The 9,308-nt window shown below is 36.9% G+C and carries 11 protein-coding genes and 1 pseudogene; 2 read left to right on the top strand and 10 right to left on the bottom strand.

Translation table 11 applies throughout. The annotated features are described in order from the left end of the window. Window positions 1–141: 141 nt before the first annotated feature. The 9 genes and pseudogenes from CDZ78_RS24410 to CDZ78_RS17915 all read right to left on the bottom strand — a co-directional run. Window positions 142–393, bottom strand: a pseudogene (locus tag CDZ78_RS24410) (hypothetical protein); the annotation flags it as partial. Between the two features lie 27 nt (window positions 394–420). Then, window positions 421–2,316: a Z1 domain-containing protein gene (locus CDZ78_RS17950; protein WP_087871209.1), complete on the bottom strand. Its 1,896-nt coding sequence runs from the start codon at window positions 2,314–2,316 to the stop codon at window positions 421–423. Beyond that, entirely contained in the window at window positions 2,317–3,375 is a 1,059-nt protein-coding gene (locus tag CDZ78_RS17945) for a restriction endonuclease PLD domain-containing protein (protein ID WP_087871208.1), read from the bottom strand. Beyond that, window positions 3,375–4,490, bottom strand: a complete 1,116-nt coding sequence (locus CDZ78_RS17940) for a DNA cytosine methyltransferase (RefSeq protein WP_087871207.1) — start codon at window positions 4,488–4,490, stop codon at window positions 3,375–3,377. The genes CDZ78_RS17945 and CDZ78_RS17940 overlap by 1 nt, the downstream gene beginning before the upstream one ends. 28 nt (window positions 4,491–4,518) lie before the next feature. Next, complete coding sequence (locus CDZ78_RS17935) at window positions 4,519–4,704, bottom strand: hypothetical protein (RefSeq protein WP_087871206.1); 186 nt, start codon at window positions 4,702–4,704, stop codon at window positions 4,519–4,521. 22 nt (window positions 4,705–4,726) lie between these two features. Beyond that, a complete protein-coding gene (locus tag CDZ78_RS17930; protein WP_087871205.1) occupies window positions 4,727–5,413 on the bottom strand; it encodes an IS6 family transposase in 687 nt (228 codons plus the stop codon). 84 nt (window positions 5,414–5,497) lie between these two features. Continuing rightward, the gene (locus CDZ78_RS17925) at window positions 5,498–6,418 is read right to left on the bottom strand and encodes an ABC transporter ATP-binding protein (protein WP_087871204.1); all 921 of its coding nucleotides are present in this window, start codon (window positions 6,416–6,418) and stop codon (window positions 5,498–5,500) included. Then, entirely contained in the window at window positions 6,415–7,236 is an 822-nt protein-coding gene (locus tag CDZ78_RS17920; protein ID WP_087871203.1) for an ABC transporter permease subunit, read from the bottom strand. Before CDZ78_RS17920 ends, CDZ78_RS17925 begins: the two co-directional genes overlap by 4 nt. 128 nt (window positions 7,237–7,364) lie before the next feature. Beyond that, window positions 7,365–8,048 (bottom strand): IS6 family transposase, encoded by a 684-nt coding sequence (locus CDZ78_RS17915; protein ID WP_087871202.1) that lies wholly within the window; start codon window positions 8,046–8,048, stop codon window positions 7,365–7,367. Window positions 8,049–8,490: 442 nt separating this feature from the next. On the opposite strand from CDZ78_RS17915, the gene CDZ78_RS17905 reads away from it, so the two are divergent. Together CDZ78_RS17905 and CDZ78_RS17900 are read left to right on the top strand one after the other, a co-directional pair. Beyond that, complete coding sequence (locus CDZ78_RS17905; protein WP_087871200.1) at window positions 8,491–8,760, top strand: type II toxin-antitoxin system RelB/DinJ family antitoxin; 270 nt, start codon at window positions 8,491–8,493, stop codon at window positions 8,758–8,760. Then, window positions 8,744–9,028, top strand: a complete 285-nt coding sequence (locus tag CDZ78_RS17900) for a type II toxin-antitoxin system YafQ family toxin (protein ID WP_230991087.1) — start codon at window positions 8,744–8,746, stop codon at window positions 9,026–9,028. Before CDZ78_RS17905 ends, CDZ78_RS17900 begins: the two co-directional genes overlap by 17 nt. Window positions 9,029–9,039: 11 nt before the next feature. On the opposite strand, the gene CDZ78_RS17895 is transcribed toward CDZ78_RS17900, so the two are convergent. Continuing rightward, entirely contained in the window at window positions 9,040–9,273 is a 234-nt protein-coding gene (locus tag CDZ78_RS17895; protein ID WP_087871198.1) for a hypothetical protein, read from the bottom strand. Window positions 9,274–9,308 lie beyond the last annotated feature (35 nt).

Raw genomic sequence — 9,308 nt, 5'->3', positions numbered from 1 at the left:
AACATAGAGACTTACAGTGCTGATGAAGATACCGGGTTCTGTCGCAAAAAATTAATATTTGTGTAAAAATCAACTGCAACCTGTTTTTATGCGACAAATGGATAAAACACCATGCTGGAGAAAAACATTCTCACCACATCATTAAAATAACGATAATCTAATGTGAAAGCCAAGTATCATGTGGCATTCAGAAAAGCAACGGCTTGAAAAATATAAATACCTTTGGTAGAGCATGCGAATCTTCTTTGGCTGAAATTTAATCTTATGATCGTAGGTAATAGGGTGATTTGTTTTTTTGCGACAGAACCTTCTAAATCTATATCCTAATTTATGAAGCAGCTTTCTTACTTTTATTTCGGGTGATGTGTTTTCTGATTTAATACGCGACATGTTCCAGCTGCGTTTTTTTTAGATAAATGATCAGTCACATGTTTTATAAAAAACCATGTTATCAGGCAGTCTTATATTGGGCATCCATCTAGCTCCGCCATCATGTTCCCATCCTTTGTCTTCACCTACTATGCGATATAAAGTCAATACTGGCTTATTCTTGAATTTTCTTCCAAGCATACGGTCATCTTCTGACAACATTGTTCTTGGTGCTTTTTTTATATCTCTATTTTTACGTACAATTAGAATTCCTGATTGTGCTTTTTTATCCGCCTCAAGAGCTTTAACACAATCAATATACGACTCATGATCCCAGTCTATTTTGTTTTCACTCTCAAGCTTTTCTAAAAGATCAGTAATAAATTTTAATGTCACTTTATTATAAGATCCCGCGCCATCATCAAAGCTATCCAGCATTAAATCAATATCTCTAACGTGTTTTTTCTTTGGATAACCTGCAAACATATCTACACCACCAACAACAAGGTTAAGAAAGTCTTCATCAATAACATTCTTACGAGTTGGCTTTATTCCAGGAGGCAAAAGCAGACTTATTCCATCTAACCCATTTTTGACAACCTGGTTTATAAGAGAAGAATTTACGCTGTTTAAATCAGTAAATAATTTAAGCAGAAAAGGGGGAAGATATACTCTCATGAGGCCGGGGTCTCTATCATAGCCAAACATACGGCAATGCTGCCAGAAAGTATCCGCTTGAGGCCGTTTTGAACGTCTGCAATAATAAACGGTTTGAAGCATAGGAAATGTCACTCCTCGGCCCAAACTATTTCCACCTACAATTATATTCATTCCTTTATCTTTATCTATTTCATGGTTACTTTTTGAGTTCATTACTAAGATATTAATATCCATGCCTTTTAAGGCCTGCACAATAAATTCTTTAATTTCGGATAGAGGTTTTATATCTGGTTTTGTTTGTTGAAGATCGCTCCATGCATCTGTTATTTGTGGCAATAATTCTTTTTGCATATCTCCGTACAGCATTTCATTAAGAAAACCACCTATTTTGTCAGCAACAGATTCATGATCCTTGATACTAACACTAGGATGAATAAGGAAATTACACACTTTTTCTCCAGATAAAAAAATATGAGCACTAGAAACTAGAAAAGACAATAAAGCTTTACGCAGGCCATCCGATATATATTCACTTCCTTCTTTTAAATCATCTAACTCATCATCTGTAATCCGTACAGCATATGAACCTTTATCTGTGTAAAAGAAATCGCCCCCAAGATAGCCTTTTCCTGGAGGAAAATAATGAACAAAAGACGGTTTCCACGTGGAAAAGTTGGTTTGCAGCAAAACTGACTGAGGCGTAGCCGTTACCTGTAAATATATACTGCTGCTGGCTATATTTTTTATATCTTCAAGATGTTTGTTTATCGTGCTTTGTTCTTTGTGATTAACTTTCGTATTAAGACTTGCGGCATCTGCTTCATCATCAATAATAAATATTGGTCTTCCTTCACAAAATTTAGAGGAAGAAATATGATTTTTCCATGCCTTCAGAATATTAGTGTTTTTTTTCAAAATAACGAGAGTAGGCTGACGTAATTCTTTTTGTATAAAACGAACATCGTCATTTTCTCCGCAGACATTAAATGTATCAAGCATCTGCAAAGCACGCTTATAAGTCTGCTCCTGAAGTTTTATATTATCTGTTGTGAGCAGTATAAAAAGAGGAAAAAGCTCATCCGCAGTGGCAGCTATGATTCCAAACATTTGCCCCGTCTTACCACTTTGAACATTCCCGAGAAGAAGGCCGGTTACATGTTCCTGATAAGAAAATTTTTTAATATATTTAGGAACAATAGCATCTACTGTCATCTTCACTGAATCAGACACACCAGTAACACTCTCATCCAAAAGTTGTAAATAGTTTTTCAAATGCATTTTTTTCATTTATATCCCAAAATCCAGAAACCATACGTTATGTCTGTTAGTACCCTTTAACTGAAAACTATCTCTTCCATACTTTTTTAAAATTTCTTCGGTTACTATCTCTCCTATATGCAACACGCCAGCATTTTCAAGCCGTCCTTTTATCCATTTACCTAATATTTTCAGATCATCATTCGAACGAAAGTTTTTGCTGTAATCACCACTTATTTTGCACTGAAATTTCCATCCATCATCTGTATAAACATCAATAATACTTTCTTTATCAGGAAAGCCAGCTTTCGGGTAATCTCTCTTATCTGTAATAGATTTAGGAACAATTATTTCTACTTCATACCAATGACGAGGTTTTATAAATCCCGTGCTTTTATTTTCTCTGCCTTTACCAAAATAAACATTAAGATTACTCTTTTGATGCCTTTTTGTTGCCTTCAATGAAATATCAAAAACCACACCGTTTAAATCATTATTTATCTTTAACAATTCTATATTATCTATTTTTCTAACCGACTCATGACCTTCTAGAAGTCTATTATTTTCTATAAATGAATCTGGCAACCAATCGGATATTGGTTTAGATGTTATATTTGACGTTTTTTTTAAGAAACTGTTGATTTCATAAATAATACTCTTTTCAGTAAGCAATATATCCGTTTCATAATTTCGGTGGCTATCTATCATACTGCTTATATTTGATGAACCCATTATGCCTGCAAAAACTTCCCCTTCTTTTTCAAAAGAATACATTTTTCCATGTAATTTGAACGTTGTGACTACAGAAACCTTTCCCATATCTGAAGAAATAAGAAATTTATTCAAATATGAGGCAGCTTCATATTGAGGTCGAGTGATGCCTTCGAAATAATGCATTCCTATTATTAAATCTAAAGAAGGTCCGTTATTACTCTCAATTATCCTTTTAATTTCTGTCAAGGACTCTGTAGAAATATATCCAGATGCAATCCGCATATAATCTGCATTACGGACAAGACTAGCAAAGCAGTCAGAAAAACTGCGGTTACCAAGTCTAAGAGGTGGTATATCAGATAATAAAAGCTCCATTATGCCCTTTTTGATATAAGCCTATGCTGTTCTTCATCATGTTTTATCCGCTGCTCTATCGAAAGATTTTGTAATTCATTATGAATGGACAATAAATCACACTTTTTATAATCAGTTGAAAACAGAGGCTTTAGAGCTTTAGCAAGTTCCCACACGCCAACGGGAGGAACAGAGTTACCTATCTGCCTTCTAACTTCAGCATTTGATCCTTCAAAAAAAAAGTCATCTGGATATGATTGCAGCCTAGCTCTTTCTCTATTTGTTAAAGCGCGTGGCTCAGGATAATGGTATCCCCATGTACCACCACCCCCAGCTGCAATTATGGTTTTTGCAGGCTCATCCCTGTGAATACGTCTATACACATGACTAATCATGCCTTTAACGTATAAGGGATGATCTTTTGGAATATCCGTAAAATTCCCCCCTTCCGAAATAATTTTTAATTTTTCTACAGTTTTAGGCGCTATATTCATATGCTCATTATTGTAGGGAACGTTTTCTGCACCCTCTAGTGCTTTTCCAGCTGTTACATGAATATATTTTCGATCTGCACCATGTGTTGGGTTTGGATGTGAAAAGTCATAGCCCGTATCTACTCTTATTCCTACAATAAGCACACGCTCTCTAAACTGAGGAACCCCGTAATCGGCAAAATTATAAAGTTTAGCCTTAACCAAATAACCAGGAGCTATATTTTCAAAATCTTTTATTATGGTTTTTATAGCTTTCTTATTATTTGCTGTCAGTAGCCCCTTAACATTTTCTGCCACAAAAGCCTTGGGTTTCTTAGCATCAACAAATCGAAGAAAACTTTTGTATAAGTTGCCTCTTTCCCCATTGAGTCCAGGTCTTTTCCAGATCATAGAAAAATCTTGGCAAGGAAAGCCTCCAAGAATTAAGTCGCAATCAGGAATATCTGAAGAATATGGATTAATCTCTTCTATATCACCATGGGTTATCACATCACCCAAATTTCTCTTAAAAGTTTTAACAGCCCATTCATTAAAGTCATTTGCCCAAATCGTTTCATACCCTTGATCATGAAACCCAAGGTCTAATCCACCACAACCCGAAAAAAGAGACAGTATTTTAGGTTTGTTTATATTATTTTTCATTTAGAAAATGCCTATCTTTTATATCTGGTTATTTTTCAAAAAAATCACTTTTTATCTTTTGTCTATTTTTATCAGCATATTCAGCCATGAACTCTCGTACAACTTGTGCTGCCGTTTTGCCTTGCGCGCGACATATATAAACAAATTCTTGTCGTAATTCTTTACTAACTCTTATTCTAAATCCGGTTCTGTCGCAAAAGTTTATTGTGCGCATAAAAACCGGTCATAACCGGTCTTTATGCGGCTAATGAATAAAACTGTCCTGCAGGAGACAAACCATCTCCTCCGATCATTTGCCCTTTTTTGATCATTTTCATTAGCTCAATACCTGCTAATGTTTTTTGAGCACTATAGAAGTTTTTAAAGCCCAGCATAGGTCGAGTGATTCGTTTAATATTCCTATGATCCTGTTCGATAATATTATTTAAATATTTACATTGCCTGATGACAATAGGATCCACTTTAGGGGCTTCCGAGTTTTCCTTGTTGATGCTCTTAAGAGCTGCTTTATTTGAACCACTTTTATCTATATTGACTAATTCAGGCAGACCATTTCTCTTAATGGCTTTCTTAAAAAATCGCTTGGCTGCTTTCATATCACGCTTTGCAGTGAGTAAAAAGTCAATGGTGTTGCCTTCTTTATCAACTGCTCGATAAAAATATTTCCACTCTCCTTTGACTTTAATATAGGTTTCATCCATCCGCCACCGCCCACACACAGGACGCTTCTTTTTGTGAAATTCTTTCTCTAATTTAGGCGCATACGTGATAACCCAGCGGTTAAGTGTACTGTGGTCAACATGGTAGCCTCGTTCTTCCGCTATTTCTTCAAGATTGCGATAACTGAGTGGGTAAGCCAAGTACCATCTGACATTTAGGAGAATGATCTCTTTTTCAAAGTGGCGCCATTTAAAACTAAGCATTTGAGAGTTCCTAATATAGAAAATTAAACTTAATGATAGCAGATAACCTGGAAAAGTGAACTTTATGCGACAGAACCATTTTTTTTACATCCCGTCAAAAAACAGCTTTTCTTCCAGAGTTTTACCCTGACTAAGCTGGCGGTATTGCCAGTTATTATCATTAATACAAGTAATGATTTTTAGGTCCATACTGGGTTGTATTTCAGGGTTATATTCGATGATAAACTCATTTTTTTGTGGGTTAGAAACTCGAGAAATGCCCGCTACGTTATTAAATTTAGCCTGCACATCGGGTGCCGGGCAAGACTCCATTTGCAAGGTAAGAAAGCGAGTAGGCTTATTATTTTCCGAGGCATTTAATTGCATAGTGCTCATAACGCCTTTGTCCAAAAGTAACATTTGCTGGCATAGGCGGCCTAGTTCAGCTAGGTCGTGAGAGCTGATAATAAAGGTTGTTACGGGTGAAAGCTCGGTAATAATGGTGCGAATTTTACGCATATTTACAGGGTCTAAACCAGCAGTAGGTTCATCCAGAAGTATTAATTCCGGCTTACCCATTAAAGCTTGAGCAATCGCTGCCCTTTTTGCCATGCCGTGGCTAAGTACACTTGGCTTTTCCTTTAAAACATCTTTCAGTGCAACTGCTTCGAGCACTCTACTAGTTTCATGCTTGGCTTGTTGCGTGTTTAGGCCTTGTAAACGTGCATAGAAACACAGCTGCTCACCTATAGAAAAGGCCGGGTCTAGTCGTGCATCCTGCGGCAAGGCTGAGACTCTACCGCTGAGTGCAGATGCGCCAGGCTTATGCCCGAATAGGGTCACATTGCCTGAAGCACTTCGCATAAAGCCACATAGAATATTGAGTAAAGTGCTTTTACCCGCCCCATTTGGGCCGACTAAGCCAATAGGTTCACCTGATTCACAAATAAAGCTGATATTACTCAGTGCTGCTTTGCCAGAATAGCTATGGCTAAGGTTATGGCATTTTATAATCGGAGCATTCATAAGCTTTGTCTATGTATAATCCAGCGACCTATGGATAGTAGTATTATGGTCTGGAGTAAGGGAATATATGCCAGTTGCAGAATTTGCCATTCTGCTAATTGATACAGGTTTGATATTTGATAGCCAGGAATCAGAAGCTTCAAACTATTCAATGCAGGCAGGTAAGCGGAGAAGATACTTATAATCCAGGCCAAAAAAATCCAGATTAAGATGGCCCAGGTTGTAGCTTGCCGGGCAGACTGAACAGTAGCGGACAGTGCCGCCATCATCGCTGTAAAAGGCAGCAAGGCAATGACTAAGCTAAGAAATATTGCCGAAGCACTGTTGAATGCGACCGGTAGCAGTGTTGTATCACGAAAAGCGATCAGCGCTATGGTAGTTAATAAGCTTGCGAGAATTAATATAGCCTGGGTCAGCATAATTCCGGAGAATCGACCAAAGAATAGACTGCCTCTACTGACTCGTACGCATAGAAAGCGTAAAGTGCCTCTGTTTCTATCTGAACAAGTTTGATCTGCAGAAGTTATTACTGTTAGTAAAGGAAATATAGTCAGAGAGAAATTCCAGTACACGCCAAGTTCAGGTATTCTCCAGTTTAGTAATGAACCAAAGCCAATAAATTGAAAGAAACTATTACCTTCAGGTGTGTTCTCTTGCTGGCTTAGAAAATCTGAAGAAAAACGAATCGGGTAAAGCAATATTAAATACCAGATGAAGGCAAAAGTGATCATATATAGAAGACCTTTTCGGGTAGCAAAAAGCCTTTTTAGTTCAAATTGGCAGATCAGTGAGATGTGCTTAAGAAAGCTAGGAATCATAATCTTTCCTGTAAATAGATATGATGAAATAAGGATTGAGGGTTTAATAATTTCCGGATCTTGACGTGTTTTTTAGGTTCTGTCGCAATAATTATCAAAAGCGCAGACCTCCTGGTCTTCAGGCATAACTATCCTGCTAAAGCCATAAACTGCTTATAAGCAGGAATATTTTCCTCAGACAATTGTCCCTTTCGGATCATATGTGCTGTTTCAATTCCATCAATGGTTGCTTGAGCGGAGTGAAACGCTTTAAAGCCCATCATCGGTTTTGTTATTTTTTTGATAAATCGATGATCCTGCTCAATGATGTTATTCAAATATTTAACCTGTAATATGTCGATCATGGTGGTAAACCCTGCTAGGATTAACAAGAGGTTAATATTGGCTAATCCTGCATAGTTAGCGCCACTTTTATCCATAACGACCTTATCAGGAAAGCCATTATTGTTAATCGTTTGTTTGAAAAATGCGGTTGCAGCCTCTTCATCACGGCGCTCAGAAAGCATGAAATCAAGCGTATCACCGTGACTATCAACAGCTCGGTATAAATAGGTCCACTGCCCCTTCACTTTGATATACGTTTCATCCATGCGCCACGATTTATTGGTTTCTCGTTTCTGAGATTTAGCTTTTACAGCAATGGCAGGAGAATAACGGATAACCCAACGATTGAGCGTAGCATGATCCACTTCAACACCTCTTTCTTCCATAATTTCTTCAAGGTCGCGATACGAAACACCATACCTGACATAAAAGAAAACAGCATAAAGAATGACATCTTTTGGAAAGTGAGTACCTTTGAAGCTGAGCATGTGATCCACCTTTTATTGAAATTGAGAATTATGATAGCAGATAACGTCGGGAAGGGGGATTTATGCGACAGAACCTTTTCAAGTCATATACCACCTAGCATACAGATTAATAATGCCTTAAAAAATACCGCCATTTTTAGCTGAACATGTGAATCTTTTTGGGATGAGATTAAACCTTATAATAGTGGCTTTCGGTTTTTTGCGACAGAACCTAGCAGGTAACGTCGGGAAGGGGGATTTATGCGACAGAACCCTTAAAATAGTCAAAGTTAATGACGAACGTCTTACTAATGAAGGGAAGTTTTGGTACGAAGAGCTATTTGTCTTTGAGAATAAAGTTAATTGAACAAGTTTTTCACCCAGGTTAGGAAATAATAGTCATTACCTGTGTGGCTCTTTAGTGCTACAATTTAAACTCTATAATTTTTAGCTTTAAATAATTATGCAAACATTAAAAAATGATATTGTTCGTGCTCGGGTTAGTTCAGAATTAAAAGACAGTGCTGCACAAGTTTTAGATGGCTTAGGAATGAGTATGACAGAAGCTATTCGCTTATTTCTAACGCAAGTCTCTCTAAGGCAAGAATTTCCTATTGAACTTAAAATTCCTAATAAAACAACATTAAAAGCAATGTCTGATGATGTAACTGAAGACTCTTATGATTCTGTTGATGCATTATTTAATGAGGTGCTTAGTGACTCTCAGCATTAGAGTAAAAAGCCAGTTTAAAAAAGATTTAAAGAAAGCAGAACGTGACCCCAACAAAAATACGAATCTACTTAAATCACTGATTAAAGATTACTTGATTAAAAAACAGTCACTTCCAAAACAGTATAAGCCACATACTTTAACGGGCAATTGGAAACCTCACCAAGAATGCCATATTCAACCTGATTTTTTATTAATTTGGGATGTTAATGATAAAGAGAATGAGCTGATTTTAGTGAGGTGTGGATCGCATGCTGACTTATTTGGTTAATGAATGCTGTATCAAATTACAGTCTGATATATCCCTTTTTTACTTTCTGACACTCTTAAGATCCAACCAATAGATCCATCTTCGTTAATTCTCTGAAGCTCAATACCTCCCAACACCTTATTTGAGGAGTTAGTGAGTTGATCATTTTCAATTTTAAAATCAAACTTCTCAACATGGTTCGCCTTTGGCAAATAATTCTTTAAATCGTCCTCCAATAAGACGAGTTCTTTTAGGTTCTGTCGCATAAATCCCCCTTCCCGACGTTATCTGCTATCATAAT

Source organism: Bathymodiolus platifrons methanotrophic gill symbiont, assembly GCF_002189065.1.
Taxonomy (GTDB): domain Bacteria; phylum Pseudomonadota; class Gammaproteobacteria; order Methylococcales; family Methylomonadaceae; genus Methyloprofundus.
Note: the sequence above shows the minus strand (reverse complement) of the source record. Positions and strands in the feature narration are given on the sequence as shown.

Excerpts from the sequence above, each read along its gene's own strand:
- CDZ78_RS17930 (WP_087871205.1), bottom strand. The coding sequence starts at position 5,413 with ATGCTTAGTTTTAAATGGCGCCACTTTGAAAAAGAGATCATTCTCCTA.
- CDZ78_RS17905 (WP_087871200.1), top strand. The coding sequence starts at position 8,491 with ATGCAAACATTAAAAAATGATATTGTTCGTGCTCGGGTTAGTTCAGAA.
- CDZ78_RS17940 (WP_087871207.1), bottom strand. The coding sequence starts at position 4,490 with ATGAAAAATAATATAAACAAACCTAAAATACTGTCTCTTTTTTCGGGT.
- CDZ78_RS17945 (WP_087871208.1), bottom strand. The coding sequence starts at position 3,375 with ATGGAGCTTTTATTATCTGATATACCACCTCTTAGACTTGGTAACCGC.
- CDZ78_RS17925 (WP_087871204.1), bottom strand. The coding sequence starts at position 6,418 with ATGAATGCTCCGATTATAAAATGCCATAACCTTAGCCATAGCTATTCT.
- CDZ78_RS17915 (WP_087871202.1), bottom strand. The coding sequence starts at position 8,048 with ATGCTCAGCTTCAAAGGTACTCACTTTCCAAAAGATGTCATTCTTTAT.
- CDZ78_RS17935 (WP_087871206.1), bottom strand. The coding sequence starts at position 4,704 with ATGCGCACAATAAACTTTTGCGACAGAACCGGATTTAGAATAAGAGTT.
- CDZ78_RS17950 (WP_087871209.1), bottom strand. The coding sequence starts at position 2,316 with ATGAAAAAAATGCATTTGAAAAACTATTTACAACTTTTGGATGAGAGT.
- CDZ78_RS17895 (WP_087871198.1), bottom strand. The coding sequence starts at position 9,273 with ATGCGACAGAACCTAAAAGAACTCGTCTTATTGGAGGACGATTTAAAG.
- CDZ78_RS17920 (WP_087871203.1), bottom strand. The coding sequence starts at position 7,236 with ATGATTCCTAGCTTTCTTAAGCACATCTCACTGATCTGCCAATTTGAA.